A 19,570-nucleotide genomic window follows, 5' to 3' on the forward strand; every position below is an offset into this window, starting at 1 on the left:
CGGATCCAGTTGCACCGAGATCATGACAGACGTGGGCTGCCTCCGATTCGAAGCGTCACGCGCTGACCGCGTGCACGGATCTGCCGCGATCCGGTCGCTACGCGGGGTCGCGTCTCGCGCCGGTGGCTGGCTCACGGAGATGGCCGAGGAGTGGTGGTTCAGCCCTGGCGGGTGGGTCGGATGGTCAGGTCGCCAATCTCGACGTCGTCTGGTTGGTCGATTGCGAAGGCGATTGCCCTGGCCACCGATGCCGGGTCGATGCCGAGTTCGGCCATGTTCTGCCTGGCCTGCTCGCGCATGGCCGGATCGTCGAGGGCGTTGTCGATGAGCTCGGTGCGAACGTAGCCCGGGGAGATCGACGTGGTGCGCAGGACGCCGTCGGTACTCTCCTGGCGCAAAGCCTCTAGGAAGGTGCGGACCGCGTTCTTCGTTCCGGCGTACACCGCCTGCGTGGGGACGATTTTTACAACTCCTAACAAAATGATGTTGGGCGTAACCCGGGGACGTGAGGGTCGTTCTGTCTGAACGTGAGGAGGGGTGAGCAGCCGCCGTGGATCGTCTCGGACGACCTCTGGGCCGAGATCGCGCCGCTGCTGCCGCCCCGAGCACCACGGCGGCACCGGTTCCCCGGCCGTAAGCCTCTCGACGACCGCAAGGTGTTGTGCGGGATCCTGTTCGTGCTCTACACCGCGATCCCATGGGAGTACCTACCCCAAGAACTCGGGTTCGGTTCAGGGATGACCTGCTGGCGCAGGTTGCGGGACTGGAACGACGCCGGCGTGTGGCAACGCCTGCACGAAGTCCTGCTCGGCAAGCTCAGAGCCGCCGACCAACTCGACATGTCTCGGGCGGTGATCGACGGAACCCATGTCCGGGCCCTCAAGGGCGGCCCAAAACCGGTCCGAGCCCGGTCGACCGCCGCAAGCCAGGCTCGAAACACCACGTCATCACCGACGCGAGCGGCATCCCCCTCGCCGCGAGTCTGACCGGCGGCAACCGCCACGACGTCACCCAGCTCATGCCCCTGGTCGACAAGATCCCACCGATCAAGGGCATCCGCGGCAGGCCCCGGCAAAGGCCCGACCGGATCTATGCAGATCGAGGCTATGACTTCGACACGTACCGCCGCGAGTTACGAGCCAAGGGCATCACACCGGTCATCGCCCGACGCGGCACCGACCACGGCTCCGGACTCGGCACCCGACGGTGGGTCGTCGAGCAGACCATCGCCTTGCTGCACTGGTTCCGCCGTCTGCGCATCCGCTGGGAGATCCGCGACGACATCCACGAAGCCTTCCTCACCCTCGCCTGCGCCATCATCTGCTGGCGCCGACTCCAACACTCAAAGAGTTAGGAGTTCTTAGTCCTGAGGTCGACACCACGGTAACCAGGTGGCCGCTGCCCTGACGGCGGAACACCGGCAGCGCTGCGGCGATCCCGTGCAGGATGCCCTTGACGTTCACGTCGACCATGGCCGACCAGCCCGCGACGTCGAGGTCGTCCATTCGGCCGATCCTGGTGATTCCGGCGTTGCCGATCAGGACGTCCAGCCGGCCGAACCGTTTGACGGCGGTGTCGACCAGCGACTGGAGGTCGCCGGGGTCGGTGACATCGGCGCGGACGGCGGCCGCGGCGCCGCCCGCAGCGGTGATCTCGCCGACCAGCTGATCCAGCCGGTCGGTGCGGCGGGCGCCCAGCACGACGACCGCGCCACAGGATGCGAGATGGCGCGCTGTTGCTTCACCGATGCCACTGCTGGCGCCAGTGATGGCGACTACCTTGCCCTGGATGGTCATGGCGACTCCCCTAGAATGGACACATGTCCGGTTATCCCGATCAGCATAGCGGACACGTGTCCGCTTCTGCCAAGAGCGGTGCGCCGCGACGGTCCGACGCGCGGCTCAATCGGGAACGGATCTTGCAAGCGGCGCGGGAGCTGGTACGCGAATCGGGTGAGTTGAAGCTCAATGCGGTCGCCAAGGCGTGCGGCATAGGGCAAGGGACGCTCTACCGGCATTTCCCCACCCGCGAGGACCTCCTGGTGGAGGTCTACCGCCAGGAAGTCGACGAGTTGGTCGCCGCGGCCGCACAGTTGGTGGAGCGCCGCGAGTCTATGGACGCGCTCGCGGCCTGGCTCGATCGGGTGGCTGCTTACGCTCGGGTCAAACGCGATGTGTTCGCGGCCGTCGAGGCGGCCACCTGGCGCGATCTTGCTGCCCACAGCCTCGGCCCGATCGGCGACGCGGTCGAACTGTTGCTGAATGCGGGCCGCGCGACTGGCAGCCTCCGCCCGGACGTGGAGGTCCGCGACGTTATCGTGCTCATCAGCTGGCTGTCGCGACTGGACGACACCGAACTCGACGCCCGCGGGCCTCGGTTGTTGTCAATCCTGATCGACGGACTCCGGGCACACCATCCCTGAGCCCCACGGGCGCTGGGTGCTGGGTGCTGGTACGAGTTCGAGGTCAGGCTGACGCAGCCGACCCCATCCGCTTCTGCCGCCGATCGTGCGTGCTGTCCGATCGCACGTTCGCCACCTACGTTGACCGTTGGGTGTCCGAAGCCGGGTACACAGCTTGCGCGCCAGCGGGAAGTCGACGTCAGCTAGGAGCGAGAACTGCCCGAATTTGCCAGTTCGCGGATCATGCTGACCAGCTCTGCGGCGCGGGGACCACGTTGCCGTAACACCATCTTGAGGTGTTCCTGGGCGTTGCTCCCGGCGAACTGGATGCTCGGCGCCCTCGCTGGCAGTACGATGCCCACGTAGGCGCGCCGCTCATCCGTGGTTCCAACAGCGTGCCGTCGGGATCCACACCCCACGAGTGCTGCCGCCAGAGTTCGTCGTCAGACAGCGCGTAGCCCGTGCCGATTGACTCGATGACTCCGTCGATCCAGAGCGCCGCGACGTTGCGATGACACTCACTGGCGTCGCCCTGTACGTACCGCACGGTCGATCCGAACGCAGCCGCGTGGGCACGCAACTCTTCAAGATCGGACTCGGGCTTGCCTGGCGGAACGACGAGCGAGCCCTCGAACGACAACGTGGCGGGCAGCCGCCGGCCGCCGAAATCATCGCGACGGTGCTGCGCTGGACGGAGTGGGTCGTCGCCCCGGCCGCCGTAGCGGGAGCCGTCGTCATCGGAAGGGAGATGTTCCTGGCCGACCGCCCCGGTAACAACGCCGGCCTGCCGTCACACCTCGCCGACGAGCCGTCCCCGTGGACCCGGCCGGTGCTCGTGGTGTCGGCCGTTGTGGTGGGACTCATCGTGCTGGGCGGCATCGTCGTGGCCGTCCAGTCGGCCAACCCCGACGATCCGCTCTCCTCCGCCGACGGCGCGCCGGGTGGGCGCGCCGATCCGCGCCGGCCGCCTCGACAACGCGGGCGCGCCAGGGGTTGGCGCGGGCAGCCGGGCGGTCCGTCCCATCTTCGCCCGCGGGTGGCGCGAGGCAACGAAACGGTTCGATCAGGGTCGTAAAGTCACACGTATCGATTGACATCGACGAAGGTCGCTGCCTATGGTCGCGTTCGAACCGATTCGACTGGGTGTCGAGCGGCCGTAGGCCGACGACGCCACGGACCCCGAGGAATCCATCGCGCAGCTTCCCGCCGATCTCGCTGCGTGACAGCACCGTCCCCGCACCCGCCCGAGCCGCTTCCCCGTCCCCTGAAGCCGTTCCCCGTCCCCTGGAGGCAACGTGAGATCCGCACCCCCACCCCGCTTCCGCGCCAGCCATTTGCTGGCCGGTGTGCTGATAGCGGCCGGCGTTTTGTCCGTCTCGGTTCCGGCGCACGCCGACAACCAGAGCATCAGCGTGAACTTCGCCACCGGCACCGCAGCGCCGACCTACCGGGCGTCCGGCTGGATTTACGGCATGTCCGAGAACGGCGCCAACCCACCGAGCAACTACTTCACCGACATCAAGTTCCAGGCGATGCGCGCGGGCGGAGCGCAACTGTCCGGCGGCGGCTGGCAGGGCGGCGGGTACGACCGGCGGTGGAACGCCACCCGGGCGCAGATGCTGCGCACCAAGGCCCTCGGCGGCACGTTCATCCTGCTCCCCCACGACCTGTGGGGTGCCGACGGCGCCAACATCCCGCGTTACCCCGGCGACAACGGCAACTGGACCGACTACAACAACTTCCTCACCCGGGTGATCGCCGACGTCAAGGCCACGGGTGTGCCGGTGCAGTGGGACATCTGGAACGAGCCCAACATCTCGATCTTCTGGAACCGGCCACAGTCGCAGTATTTCGAGCTGTGGCGGCGCACCTACCAGCGCCTGCGCGCAGAGATGCCGGGCACCCTGATCGTCGGTCCCAGCTATGCCGGCGTACCGACCACCAACACCGGTGCCTGGTGGAACCAGTACCTCGACTACGTCAAGGCCAACAACGTGGTGCCGGACATCTTCAGCTGGCACTCCCTGCCCGGTGACCCGGTCGCCAACGTCGCGGCGGCGAACACCACGCTCGGCTCCCGCGGCATCCCGCACACCCGGCCGTACCAGATCAACGAGTACGGCGCCTCAAACGAGCAGAATCCCGGTGACGGCGCCTGGTACATCACCCGGCTGGAGCGGGCCGGCGCCGACGGGCTGCGGGCCAACTGGGCCAGCGGCGGCAACCTGCACAACGACCTGGGCAACCTGCTGATCCACAACTCCGCCGGTCAGTACCAGACCAAGGGCGAGTGGTGGGTCTATCGGTTCTACGCCGGACAGACCGGCACCGTGGTGGCCACCACGCCGTCGGCCGGCTACGACGCGTACGCCACGAAGGACACCGGCACCGCCAAGGTCCTGATCGGCGGGGGACGCACCACCGGGAACATCGCCGTCTCGCTGCAGGGACTCAACGGCACCAGCGGACTCGTCGTGAACAACCAGGTCCGCGTCGTGGTGCAGCGCATCCCGGACAACAACGGCGGCGCGGTCACCGGCCCGGTCACCGTGCAAGACCAGGTGGTCAGTGTGAACGGCAACTCGGCCACGGTGAACGTCGCCAACAGCAACGTCAACGACGCGTACACGATCACCCTGCTGCCGTCGTCCACGCCGCCGCCGACCTCCCCGCCGCCGACCACGCCGCCGCCGACCTCCCCGCCGCCGGTGCCAGGTACGGCGTGCAGCGCCAGCTACCAGGTCGTCGGCAGCTGGCAGGGTGGATTCCAGGCCGAGGTGGCGGTCGCGAACACCGGCTCGGCGGCCACCCGCGGTTGGACCGTGAGCTGGACGCTGCCGTCCGGGCAGACGATCAACCAGATCTGGAGCGGTTCCCTCACCACCAGCGGAAGCACCGCCACGGTGACCAACGTGTCCTACAACGGGACGCTGGCGCCAGGTGCCAGCGCGACGTTCGGCTTCCTCGGTTCCGGCAGCTCGGCACCCACGCCGTCACTTACCTGTTCAGCGACCTAGGCGAAGAAGTCAGGTAACATTCCGAACGAGTAACGGACCACACGAACACCTGTGCACTGTCACAGGTGTTCGTGTGGTCCAGTCGAGTCCGCGACCGAGAGAGGGCAGCCAGCGGCCGAAGGTGAGCCTTGTGCGCGAAAGTCGATAACCACGTTGGACAGATGCGGCAAAAGTGTCTTCTGAAGTCCCGTGAGCACGGCCCAGATGTTGGTAGTCCACCAGCCGCCGTCACAAGATCAGCGACAGAGCCGCTAAACGTGCACAGCGTCCTGCAGACGGCGGAGGCACGCCCGAGCCTTCAGCCGCCCGCGAGCCGGTCAGCGGATTCAGCGAGCTCCACAGGAACGTGCGGCCGGCCATCGTGACGTTCCGTCACCAGCGAGCCAGCACCGGCGGTATGGCGTATCCGCTTCTGCCGATGAGCGGATGCCGACGGACTCGCTGTCTGCATGACACCGGAGTTGGACATGCACACGCTGGCCGACAACGGTGCCGTCGGCGGGGTCATAGGCTCGCCGGGTGACGGACGAGGAGACTAGGGAACTTGTCATCGATCGCCTGCTCCTGGCGTTGGCGGCGCAACTCGACACGTCGGGGAGTCCGGCCCTGGCGACCGGTGCGGCCGAGGCGTTCGCCGACTTGAGCAGGTCCCAGGCGAATGTCATCTTCGGCCAGGCGGGCCATCTGGTTCACTACGGCGCGGACACCGAACCGCTGGAGACTCTCATCCACGCGATCACGGCCACCCAACGCGATGAGGCTCCGGCAGATGCCCTGCTCAAGCCGGGTGACGAAGTGCGACTCGTGGGTGAGGTGCCAGAGAGTCTTGCCGACTACGACGAGATGTGGTTGCGCGAGACCACGTTCGTCGTCCGCTACGTCGGTAGGAATGCGATGGTCGAGGTGCAGCGGGACCTGGCCGAGGATTACTTGATCGCGACGGTGCCGGCCGCCGGCGTGGAACCCATGCCAAGGAAGAGCACTTCGTAGCATCGTCGCATCCGCTCAGGGATGACTGTCGTCCATGGGTCGGGTGGATACGTCGGCGGCAATCATGATGCCGGAGAACGCTTACGGCGACGCGTGCCCGCCCACGTCCGCTTCTGCCGCTGATCGGGCGCGAGCGCGACACCTCAGCGCTGACGGATTGTAGTCGGCAGGGCGGTCCGTCATGCGATATGGGAAGGTGCTCGACAGACGTCGTCCCCCTTCGGGAACGTCGGCCTCTAAGCTCCAGCCGTACCTGCTTGTGCGCCTGGACCCGTACGCCGACAGTCGGCGACGTTCCAGAGGATGACAGCCCATGGACGGCGCGGTGCCATGCGCAAGCCGCCGACCGGCCGCGGTGTCGGTCGGCCCCTCCACCGGTCAGAAGGTCTGGCCGGCCCGCACGGAGTCGACGAACGCCGACCACTCGTTTTCGTCGAACGTCACCTGCACGCTCGGCCGCTGCGAGTTCCGCACGATCCGGTTGAGGTCGGCGTCGATGGCAACCTCCACGCAGTTCGGGCCGGAGTTGTCGCATCGGTTCGGGCGCACGAACGTGAGTTGCTTCAAGGTGTTGCTCCTCTCCCCAGCCGGCCGTCGGGTGCGGCCGATCGTCGGTGAGGGTGGTCCGAGGTGCCAGAGGTCGTGGGCGACCAACTGACCGAACGCGTCCGCCCACGACCAGCACCGACCCCGGGTGCCGCAACGGGGACAGCGGCCATTGACAGGTCGGTGCGTGGTGATGGTCTGCCACCAGCGGCGCGCGGACGCGGCGGACGGCGAGAGAGTGGCGCTCACGGTCGTTGACCGGAGGCGGTGGCGGCTAGGACGTCGACGCTGACCAGCGCCTCCCAGCAGAACGGGGCGGTGCAGTCCGCCGTGGACCAACTGCACTCCGGGCCGTGGCCGTACACCCAGGCAAACCGGGGGTCATGGGACTCGTGGACCGTGACGTTGACGATGTCGTGGCAGGTCTGGCCCTCGATGCCGGGGCTCGGCTGCCACTCGCCGGGCCGCACGGACACCCGCGCGCCGGGCTCGGGCATCGGCCGGCCGGTCACGGGGCCAGCCTGTCGTGGCCGCTGGCCCGGTGGTGCACCTGCGTGATGACCCGGGCCTGGGCTAGGAGTAGCCGCTTGGCCCTCTCCTGTTCGGCGGCTTGGATGCGCGCGCCGGTGCCGGGCGGGACGGGCGGACCACCACGAGCGGCCACCCGGCCCGTCACGGCGGATACGAGTCTGCGGATCATCTGCACGCCCCTCGCCTCGAGAGCGAAGGCGGCCGGCTCCGTCCAGTGCGACCGCCCCCACCCTTCCTGGCGGGACGGCGGCAGTTGGTCGACCATCACGTCGGGTTCGGATGCTCACCACCGCCGTCCCGTAGCCGGGACGTTACGGGCCGTCATCGGTGGTCTGAACTCGCCAACTGTCCGCTGTCTGCCGAACCTGTCCGCTACTCGGTCCGGGCTGGGCCGAACTCCTCCAGCACGTCCCGTAGGTCGGCGGCCTCGGGTGCGCCCGTCTGCTCAACGCGGCGCAACACCTCCCGCGCCCGCCACCAATTGGAGGGCACCACTCGCCCAGAGGTGACGGCCGCGGCGGCGAACGCTGACGCCTCATCGGGGCGGCCCGCGGTGGCCAGTGCGAGGCCGAGGTCAAGGCGGGCCGACGCCGATCGTCGAGGTCGTTCACCGCCGTCTCCGCGTGGATCCAAGTTGGCCAGCACCTGCCGGGCGACCTGCTCCGCGCCCGGGTCACCCGCCCACGCCAGGGTCGTAGCCGTATACGCCTCAGCTTTCGCGGGGTCGTATCGGTAGTGGTGCTCAGCCCGGTCCGGGACAGGCAGGTTCGCCGTCAACCGTTCCACCCGGTCCAGTGCCCGGCGCGTCTCGCGGACAGCGCCCATCCGGGCCCACGCTCGCGCCTCCTGCGCTGTCGCCTGGATGTGGGCGGAACTGCCAACGGGCGCCACCTGCTGCGCCTGCTGCGACAGGGCGAGAGCGGCCCGGTAGTCGCCGAGCGTCAGCACCTCCCACGCGCGGGTTTCCAAGCACCACCCCTGAATCTCCGGGTGCTCTGCGTGTCCTGCCAGTCCGGATGCGGCGGCGAGGTGGGCGGATGCGGCGCGCGGCTGTTGCAGGTCGATGTGCACGGTGGCCCGCAGAACGGCCAGCCATCCACCGGCGACGACCAGGCGCCGCTGCTGGGCGAGGGTGACCCGCCCGTCGAGCAGGCGGGCGACGTAGGCCAGATGCCGGCGCACCATCGGCAGCAGGTCGGCCGGGGCGGTGGTCGGGTACAGGATGGCGAGTTCGTCAACGGCCTGCTCGATGCGGGCGAGAGTCTCGGCGCTGACGTCGCTGGCCGACACACGTTGAAGCAGGTCGTCCGCTTCGACTTCGTGGTCGACGGGAGCGGCGATCAGCCGGGCGAGCCTGCCGCCTCCGTTGAGCGCCTGGTCGAGGTGGCGGGCGGTCTCGAAGGTGGCCGCCTTGCTGCCATTCTCCAGCTCGTGGAGGTGGCTCGTGCCACGGTGAGTGAGCTGGGCGAGCGCCCGCAGGGACAGGCCGGCCTGCTCACGAAGTTGCCGGAGTGTGGCGCCGAAGCGTGGGTCGACGTGGGCCGTCATGGCGGTGCTCCCGGTAGAGGACGGGAATGGCGGCACCGCCGGCCTCTACACAGGCGGGCCGCCGTGTCGAAGGTACCGTCCTTGTGCGTGGCCCGTCACGCTCCGCGCCCGGAGACGCACCCTCAGCGCCTGACAGGTACGCGGTCGGACGGTCGCTCAGCGGCCCGCCTTGCCGTAGAGGCGGCTCACCGTCTCGGCGACGCACACCGGCTTGCCGCCGCCGTCGGTCTCCACGGTCACCGCCGTCACCATCTGCACCCCGCCGCTGACCGGTGACACCTCCGCGATGACGGCGGTGGCGCGCACGGCGGCGCCGACCCGCAGCGGCGCGGGGAAGCGGACCCGGTTCAGCCCGTAGTTGACCCCCATTGCGACCCCCTCGACCCGGTAGAGCTGACCGGCCAGCGCCGGCAGCAGCGACAGGGTCAGGTAGCCGTGCGCGATCGTGGCGCCAAACGGCCCGGCCGCCGCGCGGACCGGGTCGATGTGGATCCACTGGTGGTCGTCGGTGGCGTCGGCGAAGAGGTTCACGCGGTCCTGCTCGATCCGTTGCCAGGGGCCGGGCCCGAGGGTCTCGCCGACCGCGGTGGTCAGCTCGTCGACGGAGGTGAAGACTCGCATCCGGGTGTCCTTAGAACTAGAAGGCGTTGACGCCGGTGAGCGCGCGTCCGATCAGGAGCTGTTGGATCTGGCTGGTGCCCTCGTAGAGGGTGGCGACCCGGGCGTCGCGCAGGTACTTGCCGACCGGGTACTCGTCGATGTAGCCGTACCCCCCGAAGACCTGGACCGCGTTGTTGGCCGCGCGGACGGCGGCCTCGCTGGCGAAGAGCTTCGCCATCGACGCCTCGGTGGCGAACGGCTGGTCGCGGTCGATCAGGTCGGCGACCTGCCAGACCAGCAGGCGGGCGGCCGCCGTGTCCACGGCGATGGCCGCGAGCAACTGCTGGACGAGTTGGTGCCCGGCGATCGGCTTGCCGAACTGGGTCCGCTGCCCGGCGTAGCCGACCGCCGCGTCGAGGCAGCCCTGGGCGATGCCGACGCAACCGGCCGCCACCGACATCCGCCCCTTGGCGAGGGTGGCCAGGGCCAGCCGGAAGCCGGCGCCCTCGGCACCGAGGCGGGCGGCGTCGGGCACCCGCACGTCGTCGAGACGCAGCTCGCCGGTGGCCTGACCACGCAGGCCGAGCTTGCCGTGGATCTCGCGCCGGGTCAGGCCCGGACTGTCGGTGGGCACCAGGAACGCGGTGATGCCCCGGTGGCCGGGGCCGCCGGTGCGGGCGAAGATCAGGGCGACGTCGGCGGTCGTGCCGTTGGTGATGAACGTCTTCGTGCCGGTGAGCAGCCAGTCGTCGCCGTCGCGGACCGCGCGGGTGCGCAGCGCGGCCGCGTCCGATCCGCTGTCCGGCTCGGTCAGCCCGAAGCAGCCGAGCGCGGCGCCGGAGCAGAGCCGGGGCAGCCACTCGGCCCGCTGCGCGGCCGACCCGTGGGCGGCGATCGACTTGGCGACCAGGCCGAGCGAGACGGAGACGATGCCGCGCACGGCCGAGTCGCCCCGGCCGAGTTCTTCCAGGACCAGGCAGTACGCGAGGTGGTCGCCGCCGGAGCCGCCGTCGGCCTCGGCGATGGTCAGCCCGAGGAAGCCCAGGTCACCGAGTTTGCCGACGATGGCCGGGTCGACCGACTCGCGCCGATCCCACTCGGCGGCGTGCGGCGTCAACTCCCGGTCGGCGAACTCGGCGGCGAGCTGGCGGACCGCTGCCTGCTCGGCGGTCAGGGTGAGCTCCATGACGCATAAACTAGCGGTGATAGTTTACGCCGTCCAGACCGGACGGCGGGCGGGCTGCCCTCACCTGTCGGAGGTCAGACCGGCGTGCGGCTCGGCCGCGAAGGTACGGGCCAACTCGGTACGGGAGCGGATGCCCAGCCGATGGAAGACGTTGCGCAGGTGGTGGTCGACAGTGCGGGTGGACAGGAACATCCGGATGGCGATCTCCCGGTTGGTGGCGCCCTCGGCGACCAGTTGCGCGATCCGCAGTTGCTGGCCGGTCAGCAACCGCGCCGCCGGCAGGTCCGGCGGACCGACCGACTCCCCGGCGGCGCGCAGCTCGGCAGTGGCCTGCTCGGCCCAGCGATCCGCGCCGAGCAGCGTGAACGTCTCCCGAGCCTGGTGCAGGTGCCCCCGGGCGTCCCGTGGACGCCGCATGCGCCGCAACTCCTGGCCGAAGAGCAGTTCGGTACGCGCCCGCTCGAAGGCGCCGTCCTCCGTCGGGTGCAGCCGCAGCGCGGTCCGGAACTCCCGCTCCGCCTCGACGCCGCCCCGGGGCGCGAGCAGCGCGTGACACCGGGCCGAGAGCGCGCGGCGCAGCGGGCTCGCGGTGCTGCTCGCCCATCTGTCGAAGGCCGCGAGCGCCGTCGTGGCCGCCGGTCGGTGCGGCAGGTGGGCCGCGGCCTCCACCAGGTACGGGGTGGCCATCACCTGGACGAGCACCTGGCCCCGGCCGGTGCCGATTCGGGCCAGCGAGGCCAGTCGGGCCGCCGCCTCGGCGTGTCGACCGTCGACGAGGTCGAGCACGGCCAGCGCCCACCCGGCGAGCGCGTGTGGCCGGCTACCCGGCGTCGGCGTCGGGCCGATCTCCCGGATCCGCCGCAGGCTGGTTTCCCGGTCGGCCCGGACGGCCGCCAGCACGGCGAGCATGCCCAGATGGACGTTGGCGCAGTTGAACTGCCCGGTGGCGCGGGCGATCCGCAGCCCGTCGCAGGAGGTTTCCGCCGCCGCCTCGTGCCGCCCCAACCAGTACTCGGCGACCGCGCGCAGTTCCAACGCCCGGGACAGCATGGACAGCTCGCCCCGCTCCTGCGCCAACCCGACGGCACGCTCGGCGAGCCGGTGCGCGGCAGCGTCCACGGCGACCACCAGCCCGGCCGCCGCAGCGCAGGTGAGCGCGGTCGGGGTCAGCGCCGGCCCGGCCAACCGGCCGCCCAGCACGACGGCTCGGCGCAGCGCCGGCCCGGCCCGCTCGTGGTCACCCCGCAGCGTGGCGGCCACCCCGGTGACGAGGCAACCCGTCAGCTCCACCGCCGGCGGGTCGTTCGGGCGCCGCAGGGTCGCGGCCCGACGGCCGACCTCCGCGTACCGGTACTGGTCGCCGGCGAAGCACACGGCCTCGCCGGCGCGCGCCAGCGCCTCCATGGCCAGGGCGCGGTCGGCCCCGGCCACCGTGCGCGCGGCAGACAGCAGCGTGGCCGCCGCGCCGGCGGCGTCGTCGCAGCGCAGTTGCAGCTCGCCGCGCAGCAGCCCGGCGTGCCCGGTAACGGTCGGGTCCACGCAGGTCGCGCGGAGGCGGTCGAGCAGGAGCCGGGCCTGGCCGGGTTGGCCGGCGGTCCAGGCGTAACGGGCGGCCGCGAGCAGGCGGGCTGCGGCGTCGCTCGGGCGGTCGCTGAGCGCGGCGGCCCGGCACAGCGCTGCCGACGCCACTGCCCAGCCGTTGCGCCCATCGACCGCTGCCTGCTCCAACTCGTCGGCGAGGGCCGGATCGGCGCCCGCCGTCGCGGCGGCGAGGTGCATGGCCCGGCGCAGCCGCTGCCCGTCCGCGTCGAGGACCTCCGCGAGCAGCCGGTGCGCCGCCCGCCGCTGCGCGATCGGCGCACCGGCGGCGACCATCGTGCGGGCCAGCGGCTGCGCGAACGTGACACCCCCCGGCTCGACACGGACCAGGCCGGCGGCCTCGGCGGGGGCGAGCGCCTCGACGGCCAGGCCGGCGGCATCGGCCGCGCGAACGAAGGTCGCCGACTCGTCCGACTCGTCGAGCGCGGCGAGCAGCAGCATCCGGCGGGTGTCCGGCGGCAGCCGGTCGAGGCGGGTCCGGTAGGCGTGGGCGAGCGCGCCGTCGGCCGGCGGCGCCGCGGGCAGCGGCTCCTCCCCACGCCACTGTCCCGGGCTCAGCACCTCGGTGAGGTCCACGAGGGCCTGCGGGTTGCCGCCGCCGACCCCGGCGAGCGTGGCCGCGACCGGCGCGGCGGGTCGCTCGGGCAGCCGGTCGGTGAGGACAGCGATGCTGTCCCGCTCGCTCAACGGCGCAAGCCGGTACGCCGCGATGCCGTCGACGGTGGCGGTGGCGTCCGCGGTGAGCAGGACGGCGGCCGGCAGGTGCCGAAGTCGGCGGGCGACGATCGACAGGACCTGCGCGGTCTGCGGGTCACCCCGGTCGACGTCGTCCATGGTGGCGAGCAGCGGGCGCTCCCGGACGGCCGCGGCGAGCAGGCCGAGGACAGCCACCGACAGGGCCAGCCGACGCTCGGGCGGGCAGCCCTCCCCGTCCAGCGCGCGGCGCAGCAGGTGCCGCCGGGGCTCGGGCAGGGTGGTGACCCGGTCGAGCACCGGTTCGAGCAGGCGTTGCAGGCCGGCGTACGGCAGCGTCGCCTCCTCGGGCAGCCCGGCTCCGGTGAGGACCGTGCAGTCCTTCGCGTACCGGTGGGCGTAGGAGAGCAACGCGGACCGGCCCGACCCCGGCTCCCCGTGCAGCAGCAGCGCTCCGCCGCCGTCGCGCACGCCGTCGAGCAGAGTCCGGATGGCCTGGCACTGGTCGTCCCGGCCGCGCAACACGGTTATTTGCACTGAGTATGCAGTAACCATGTGCCCCAGTGTTACCCATCGGTCACCGGATGGAAAGAGGGGCGAGCCGGGATCAGTCGGCCGCGACCTCGGCCAACAGCGCGCCCACCGTCCGGGACATCACCGCGCGGGCCTGGTCCACGCCCAGTCCGAGGCCGTAGCGCAGCATCGACCAGGCCGGCCACATGCTCGCCGCCACCACCGCGTTGAGCAGTTGCTCGCGCCCCCGCCCGGCGTGTGTCAGCTCGGCGGCGAAGAGGTGCTCGACCTCGTCGCGGACCCGGTCGATGTGCTTGAGGCGGTTGCGGTGCAGCTGGTCGGAGACCGGCTCGCGCATCTGCGCGGCCCGCGCCGACGGCGTGATGAGCTGGAGCAGCCGGGCCCGCTGCCGGCAGTACGCGTCGACCCGCTTCGCCAGCGGCAACGCGGGCGAGATCGGACGGTACGCGGCATCCTGCTGACGCAGCACCTCGGCGCCGCTCGCCTCGAAGAGCGTCTCCATGTCCTTGAAGTTGGTCCAGAGCGTGCGCAGCGAGATGCCGGCCCGTTCGGCGATGCGTTCCCCGGTCGGCCGCAGGTCGCCCTCGGCGATGAGCGCCAGGTGCGCCTCGACGATGGCCGCCCGGGTGCGCTCGGCCCGGGCCGTTCGCCCGTCGACCCGCCCCGGGGCCTCGACCCTGTTCATCCGCCCCCGCCCCTTCATCGCCACGACGTCGCCCGACTCCCGGCCGAGTCTAGACAGGCGATGATCAGGCAGCTCCGGGCCCGCACGGACGATGTCACCCGGACCGCCCGGCCGCGAGGTGACCTGAAGTTGCATTCACGATGCAGATAGTAGGAGGGTCGATCGGTGTCGGTCAACGTCAGACGTCAGCCGTGCCGCGCCACCAGCCGGGCACGGTCGTACGACCCGGAGGTGGTCACCCCCGGGTCGTACGACCGGATGGCAGGCTCGTCAGGAGACTGTCGGCACCCCGTTCGCCGGCGGCGCGACAGGCGCGGCGGTGTACTCGTTGACCGGCCCGTCCGCCTCGTCGGTCTCGTACGCGGGCCCGAAGTAGGTCTGCACTCCCCCGCTCACCCGGCTCAGCCGCTGGCCGCCGTAGCCGGAGTGGTCCTTGGCGGAGAAGCGCAGCGGCACCAGTCCGGGGCCCTGGAAGCCGCCCTTCTGCACGGCGTCGAGCACCTTCTCGCGGGTGACGTCCTTGCCTGCGGCGAGGAGCACCTGCACGAAGAGGTAACCGACCGACATGCCGTAGACGGTGTTGCCGTCGAACGGCGCGTCACCGTTGTGCGTCTTGTTGATCTTTGTGAAGAGCTGGATCCACGGGTTCGCGGTGTCGTTCTGCATCGGCAGGTAGTTGGTGCCGACCATGCCCTCCAGCAGCGGGGCGGCGGCGCCGAGTTGCTTGGCCAGGGTCGGGTGGTCGGCGCCGACGTTGGAGACCAGCCACTGCGGCTTGAATCCCAGCCGCGCGGCGGTGCCGACGGAGAGCGCGGTGAACCCGGGCACCGTCGCCAACATGACGACCTGGCAGCCGGCCGCCTTGAACGCGCCGATCTGTGGCGCCACGTTGGTGTTGCTGGTGACGTACGTCTGCTTGACCGCCACGGCCCCGGCGCCGAGCACCTTCTCCACGCCGGCCAAACTGTCGCGGCCGAAGTCGTCGTCCTGCCCGAGGAAGCAGACCTTCTTGCCGGCCAGGTTCGCCTTCGCGTAGTTGGCGAGGATCTTGCCCTCGACCGTGTAGTCCGGGTTGAAGCCGAACGTGCCGGGATACTTGTCGGGCTGGTCCCAGCTCCGGCTGCCGGATGCGACGAAGAGATCCGGCACCCGGTTGGTCTTGAGGAAGTCGAGCACCCCGCTGTGCGTCGGCGTACCCAGGCCGTTGAGGACGGCGAAGACCTTGTCCTGCAACACGAGCTGGCGTACCACCTGCTGGGTGTTGGCCGGGTTGTAGCCGTCGTCCATGACCTTGTAGGTGATCTTCCGGCCGTGCACGCCACCGTTGGCGTTGACGTAGTCGAAGTACGCCTTCGTCGCCGGGGCGATCTTGGAGTAGCCGGCCGAGGCCGGCCCGGTCAGCGGCATGTGGGTGCCGACGACGATCTCGGTGTCGGTGACCCCCGGCACCGACCCCCCGCCGGAGGTGGGGCCGTCGTCGCCGCTACAGCCTGCGGCGGTGACGAGCAGGGCGATGGTGCTGGCGATCGCGAGACCGCGTCGCGCCGTACGGTGCATGGGAAACACCGACCTTTCTCGGTCCGGTTCGGTGGGGATGGTGTGGTGGTGAGGCGCCCGGCCGAGGCCGGGCCGGGGACAGCTCAGGAACGCCGCGCCGGCCAACGGGCCAGCAGGGCCCGGCCGAGACGGGACAACAGACCCTGCACACCGCCGGGCGCGGCGATCATCACGACGATCAGCGTGACGCCGAAGATCGCCAGCGGGAGGTTGCCCTCCAGCCGCTGCGCCACCGCCGGCGAGAGGGTGAGCAGCTCGGTCACGGAATGGGTGAGGTCGGGCAGGGCGACGAGCAGCACCGCCCCCCACAGCGCGCCGGCGAGGCGACCGAGGCCGCCGATCACCACCGCCATCAACAGGAAGAGCGACAGGGTCAACGAGAACGCCCCGGGCGAGACGCTCTGCGCGAGCATCGCGAGCAGGCCACCGCCGAGCCCTGCCGTGGCGGCGCTGACCACGAACGCGAGGACCTGGGTGCGCGCCACGTGGATGCCCGCGAGCCGGGCCGCCACCTCGTCGTCGCGCACCGCCCGGAACGTCCGCCCGTACCGGCTGCGGATCAGGTTCGCCACCAGCAGCAGGGCCAGCAGGGTGGCAGCGCCCGAGAGCCAGAGCTGCCACCGCTCGTACGGGAAGTACGCGCCGAGCGCCAGCGGCGGCGGCTCCACAGGCACCGACAGCCCCTGCTCGCCGTTGAAGACGCCGTCGAAGGTGACCGCCAGCGCCGGCACCACGACGGCCACGGCCAGGGTCACCCCGGCGAGGTAGGGCCCACGCAGCCGGGCCGCCGCCACACCTACCACCGCGCCCACCGCGACCGTGCCCAGCACCGCCGCGACAAGCGACAGCGCCAACAGCCAGCCGCCGGTTAACCCCCGGTCGAGAAACGCGTTCTGGCACAGGGCCACGGTGTACGCGCCGGTCGCCATCAACGCCCCGTGCCCCAGCGACAGCTGACCGTTGAGCCCGGTGAGGACCGTCAGCCCGGCGGTGGCGCAGAGATACGCCGCGACCGTGGCGAGCTGGAAGTTGCGGAACGGCTCCACGGCGTAGCTGACGGCCACCAGCACCAGGCCCACGGCGAGCAGCACGGCGAGGTGCCGCAGCAGGGTGGAGCCGCGACGCCCCCGGTCGACCGGGCGGTCGCCGGTCTCGCCCTCCCGCTGCCTCGGCGGCAGGGCCGCCCGGGTGGCGCTCACACCCGCCTCGCCGCGACCGGGGCGAACAACCCGCCGGGCCGGACCAGCAGCACCGCCAGCAGCAGCACGAGCACCGCCAGCGGGGTGAGGTCGCTGCCCGCGTACCCACTGACGTAGGAGAGCAGCAGACCCACCACCAGTCCACCGACCACCGCCCCCGGTGGACTGTCCAGCCCGCCGACCACCGCCGCCGTGAACGCCGAGACGAACACCAGGTCCATGGCGTGCGGGTGCAGACCCAACTCGGTCGGGATGACGAGCATCGCGGCGAGCGCGCCCACGCCGGAGGCGAGCGCCCAACCGAGCGTCAACATCCCGCCGACGTTGACCCCGAGCAGGCGGGAGACCTCCGGCGCGAAGGCCGCCGCGCGCATTCGCAACCCCACCGCGGTACGCGCGAACATCCAGGCCAACGCGCTGACCACCACGCCGATCGTGGCGAAGACGAACAGGTCGTACGGCGACAGCACGGCGACCCCGCCGACGGTGAGGGCGGACCGGCTGAACGGGACGTCGGCGGGGCGGAACTCGTTGCCGTACGCCATTCCCAGCACGGCCTGGAGCACCAGCACCAGCCCGAGCGCGACGATGACCGGGTTGAGCTGCGACGCGTGGTCGACGTGCCGCATCACCACCCGGTCCACAAGCGCGCCGAGCAGCAGACCGGCGACGATCGCGACCACGAAGCCGAGCCAGTAGGAGCCGGTCGCGGCGGACACCGAGTACGCGACGTACGCGGCGGCGACGGCCATCGCCCCCTGGGCGAAGTTGACGACCCGCGCCGCCCGCCAGATGAGCACCAGCGCCAGCGCGAACGCGGCGTACACGGCGCCCCGCGACAGACCGTCGACGGTGAGGAAGACGAAGCGGTCCAACAGTCCTCCTTCCAGGGGACGAGGTGGGTCAGAAACCGAGGTAGGCGTGGCGCAGGTCGTCGTCGTCGCGCAGCGTGGCCGCCGGGGCCGCGACCACCACCCGGCCCAGGGACATCACGACACCCTGGTCGGCCACGGCGAGCGCGCTGCGCACGTTCTGCTCGACAAGCAGCACGGTCAGGCCGGTACGGTCGCGTAGCTGGCGCAGCAGGGCCATGGTCCGGGCGACCACCCGGGGCGCGAGGCCCAGCGACGGCTCGTCGAGCAGCAGCAGGCGCGGCCGGCCGACAAGCGCCCGGCCGAGCGCGAGCATCTGCCGTTCACCGCCGGAGAGCTGGTGGCCGAGGTGCCGGCGACGCCGGGCGAGCGGCTCGAACAGCTCGTAGACCTCGTCGAGGGCACGGCCGGCGTCCGCCCGGTCACGCCGCCACAACCCGCCGAGCCGCAGGTTCTCGTCGACTGTCAACTCGCTGATCACGCCCCGCCCCTCCGGCACGTGCGCCATGCCGCGCCGGACGAGCTGCTCCACAGGCGTACCCCGCAGGTCCTCCCCCGCGAGGAGCACCTGGCCGGCGGCCGGACGGATCATGCCGGAGAGCGCGCGCAGCAGCGTCGTCTTTCCGGCGCCGTTGGCGCCGACGACGGCGGCGATCGTGCCGGCCGGCACGGTGAGGTCGACGGCCCGCAACACAGGCGTGGCCCCGTAACCGGCCACCAACCCCCGCACCACGAGCAGATCCGCTCCGCTCATGAGTTCTCCTCGACGAGCGCCCCGAGGTAGGCGTCGGTGACGGCCGTGTCGTCGCGGATCTCGTCCGGCGTGCCGGCCGCTATCACCCGGCCGAAGTCGAGCACCACCAGCTCGTCGCAGACGGCCATCACCAGGTCCATGTGGTGCTCGACGAGCAGCACCGCGCACGGGTCGGCGTCGCGCCGGGGAAGCTGCCGGACCAGCTCCGCCAGCTCGGCGATGTCGTCGGCCCCGAGGCCGCCGGCGGGTTCGTCGAGCAGCAGCAGCCGGGGCCGCGCGGCGAGCGCGCGGGCCAGGGCGACCCGCTGGCGTACGGCGAAGGGCAGCGTGCCCGGCGCGGCGTCGGCGTGCCCGGCGATCCCCAGGTCGTCGAGGACGTCGAGGGCGTGCTGGCGCAGCCGACGCTCGTCGCGGTCGCTGCGGGGCAGCCCGAACAGCGCCGACGCGAAGCCCGCGCGGGCCGTGTGCGACGCGCCAGTCATCACGTTCTCCAGGACGCTGAGGCCGGCGAAGAGCCCGGTCCCCTGCAGGGTCCGGGCGATGCCGAGTCGGGTCAGCCGGTGCGGCCGTGGTCGCAGCGGCCGGCCGTCGAGGGTGAGCGACCCCGTCTGCGGCGACACGAAGCCGCAGATCACGTTGAACAACGTGGTCTTGCCGGCGCCGTTGGGCCCGATCACGCCCACCACCCGGTCGGGTGGCACCCGCAGCGAGACGTCGTCGAGGGCGGTGAGGCCGCCGAATCGGACGCCGATGCCGTGCAGTTCGAGCCCGCGTTCCATCACCCATCCCTCTGCCGTGGCGGGTGTTATTTACACTCGCAGTGTACGTTTCTCGGGTACGGCGTCAAGACCTTCAATG

The 19,570-nt window shown here is 71.1% G+C and carries 20 protein-coding genes; 5 read left to right on the forward strand and 15 right to left on the reverse strand.

The annotated features are described in order from the left end of the window. Positions 1 to 158: 158 nt before the first annotated feature. Positions 159 to 620, reverse strand: a complete 462-nt coding sequence (locus tag ACLQ26_RS29195) for an SDR family oxidoreductase (protein ID WP_425747560.1) — start codon at positions 618 to 620, stop codon at positions 159 to 161. On the opposite strand from ACLQ26_RS29195, the gene ACLQ26_RS29200 reads away from it, so the two are divergent. Then, a protein-coding gene (locus tag ACLQ26_RS29200; RefSeq protein ID WP_425747643.1) for an IS5 family transposase occupies positions 555 to 1,354 on the forward strand; the annotation gives its coding sequence in 2 pieces (ribosomal slippage) (positions 555 to 891 and positions 891 to 1,354; 801 coding nt in all). The genes ACLQ26_RS29195 and ACLQ26_RS29200 overlap by 66 nt on opposite strands. Here ACLQ26_RS29200 and ACLQ26_RS29205 read toward each other — a convergent pair. After that, positions 1,317 to 1,796 carry an SDR family oxidoreductase gene (locus tag ACLQ26_RS29205; RefSeq protein WP_425747561.1) on the reverse strand — a complete coding sequence of 160 codons (480 nt, stop codon included), beginning with the start codon at positions 1,794 to 1,796 and terminating at the stop codon, positions 1,317 to 1,319. The two genes, ACLQ26_RS29200 and ACLQ26_RS29205, sit on opposite strands and share 38 nt — an antisense overlap. Positions 1,797 to 1,819: 23 nt before the next feature. Between ACLQ26_RS29205 and ACLQ26_RS29210 the strand changes: the two genes are divergently transcribed. The 4 genes from ACLQ26_RS29210 (at position 1,820) to ACLQ26_RS29225 (ending at position 6,408) form a co-directional block, all read left to right on the forward strand. Beyond that, positions 1,820 to 2,422, forward strand: coding sequence for a TetR/AcrR family transcriptional regulator (locus ACLQ26_RS29210; protein WP_425747562.1), 603 nt, complete (start codon positions 1,820 to 1,822; stop codon positions 2,420 to 2,422). A 547-nt stretch (positions 2,423 to 2,969) separates the two neighbouring features. Then, positions 2,970 to 3,476 carry a hypothetical protein gene (locus ACLQ26_RS29215; RefSeq protein ID WP_425747563.1) on the forward strand — a complete coding sequence of 169 codons (507 nt, stop codon included), beginning with the start codon at positions 2,970 to 2,972 and terminating at the stop codon, positions 3,474 to 3,476. A gap of 220 nt (positions 3,477 to 3,696) precedes the next feature. Then, positions 3,697 to 5,418, forward strand: a complete 1,722-nt coding sequence (locus ACLQ26_RS29220; protein WP_393291601.1) for a cellulose binding domain-containing protein — start codon at positions 3,697 to 3,699, stop codon at positions 5,416 to 5,418. 519 nt (positions 5,419 to 5,937) lie between these two features. Further along, positions 5,938 to 6,408: a hypothetical protein gene (locus tag ACLQ26_RS29225; protein WP_425747565.1), complete on the forward strand. Its 471-nt coding sequence runs from the start codon at positions 5,938 to 5,940 to the stop codon at positions 6,406 to 6,408. 378 nt (positions 6,409 to 6,786) lie between these two features. Here ACLQ26_RS29225 and ACLQ26_RS29230 read toward each other — a convergent pair whose 3' ends face one another. The 13 genes from ACLQ26_RS29230 to ACLQ26_RS29290 form a co-directional block, all read right to left on the reverse strand. Beyond that, a complete protein-coding gene (locus ACLQ26_RS29230; RefSeq protein ID WP_425747566.1) occupies positions 6,787 to 6,975 on the reverse strand; it encodes a DUF397 domain-containing protein in 189 nt (62 codons plus the stop codon). Positions 6,976 to 7,199: 224 nt separating this feature from the next. Beyond that, positions 7,200 to 7,466 carry a hypothetical protein gene (locus tag ACLQ26_RS29235; protein ID WP_425747567.1) on the reverse strand — a complete coding sequence of 89 codons (267 nt, stop codon included), beginning with the start codon at positions 7,464 to 7,466 and terminating at the stop codon, positions 7,200 to 7,202. Beyond that, complete coding sequence (locus ACLQ26_RS29240) at positions 7,463 to 7,654, reverse strand: hypothetical protein (protein WP_425747569.1); 192 nt, start codon at positions 7,652 to 7,654, stop codon at positions 7,463 to 7,465. The genes ACLQ26_RS29235 and ACLQ26_RS29240 overlap by 4 nt, the downstream gene beginning before the upstream one ends. Positions 7,655 to 7,857: 203 nt before the next feature. Further along, positions 7,858 to 9,033: a helix-turn-helix domain-containing protein gene (locus ACLQ26_RS29245; RefSeq protein WP_425747570.1), complete on the reverse strand. Its 1,176-nt coding sequence runs from the start codon at positions 9,031 to 9,033 to the stop codon at positions 7,858 to 7,860. Positions 9,034 to 9,189: 156 nt separating this feature from the next. Continuing rightward, positions 9,190 to 9,654: a MaoC family dehydratase gene (locus ACLQ26_RS29250; RefSeq protein WP_425747571.1), complete on the reverse strand. Its 465-nt coding sequence runs from the start codon at positions 9,652 to 9,654 to the stop codon at positions 9,190 to 9,192. Between the two features lie 16 nt (positions 9,655 to 9,670). Then, positions 9,671 to 10,819, reverse strand: a complete 1,149-nt coding sequence (locus ACLQ26_RS29255; protein WP_425747572.1) for an acyl-CoA dehydrogenase family protein — start codon at positions 10,817 to 10,819, stop codon at positions 9,671 to 9,673. 60 nt (positions 10,820 to 10,879) lie between these two features. Beyond that, complete coding sequence (locus ACLQ26_RS29260; protein WP_425747573.1) at positions 10,880 to 13,648, reverse strand: AAA family ATPase; 2,769 nt, start codon at positions 13,646 to 13,648, stop codon at positions 10,880 to 10,882. Positions 13,649 to 13,718: 70 nt separating this feature from the next. Further along, the gene (locus ACLQ26_RS29265) at positions 13,719 to 14,330 is read right to left on the reverse strand and encodes a TetR/AcrR family transcriptional regulator (protein ID WP_425747574.1); all 612 of its coding nucleotides are present in this window, start codon (positions 14,328 to 14,330) and stop codon (positions 13,719 to 13,721) included. Positions 14,331 to 14,600: 270 nt separating this feature from the next. Continuing rightward, on the reverse strand, positions 14,601 to 15,887 hold the full coding sequence (locus ACLQ26_RS29270) for an ABC transporter substrate-binding protein (RefSeq protein ID WP_425747575.1): 1,287 nt from the start codon (positions 15,885 to 15,887) through the stop codon (positions 14,601 to 14,603). A gap of 83 nt (positions 15,888 to 15,970) precedes the next feature. Continuing rightward, on the reverse strand, positions 15,971 to 17,086 hold the full coding sequence (locus ACLQ26_RS29275) for a branched-chain amino acid ABC transporter permease (protein ID WP_425747576.1): 1,116 nt from the start codon (positions 17,084 to 17,086) through the stop codon (positions 15,971 to 15,973). Continuing rightward, positions 17,083 to 17,961: a branched-chain amino acid ABC transporter permease gene (locus tag ACLQ26_RS29280; RefSeq protein ID WP_425747577.1), complete on the reverse strand. Its 879-nt coding sequence runs from the start codon at positions 17,959 to 17,961 to the stop codon at positions 17,083 to 17,085. The genes ACLQ26_RS29275 and ACLQ26_RS29280 overlap by 4 nt, the downstream gene beginning before the upstream one ends. A 28-nt stretch (positions 17,962 to 17,989) precedes the next feature. Further along, entirely contained in the window at positions 17,990 to 18,712 is a 723-nt protein-coding gene (locus ACLQ26_RS29285; RefSeq protein ID WP_425747578.1) for an ABC transporter ATP-binding protein, read from the reverse strand. Then, a complete protein-coding gene (locus ACLQ26_RS29290) occupies positions 18,709 to 19,491 on the reverse strand; it encodes an ABC transporter ATP-binding protein (RefSeq protein ID WP_425747579.1) in 783 nt (260 codons plus the stop codon). Before ACLQ26_RS29290 ends, ACLQ26_RS29285 begins: the two co-directional genes overlap by 4 nt. Positions 19,492 to 19,570 lie beyond the last annotated feature (79 nt).

Origin of the sequence: Micromonospora sp. DT43 (genome assembly GCF_049841645.1) — a bacterium.
In the GTDB taxonomy this organism is placed as follows: domain Bacteria; phylum Actinomycetota; class Actinomycetes; order Mycobacteriales; family Micromonosporaceae; genus Micromonospora.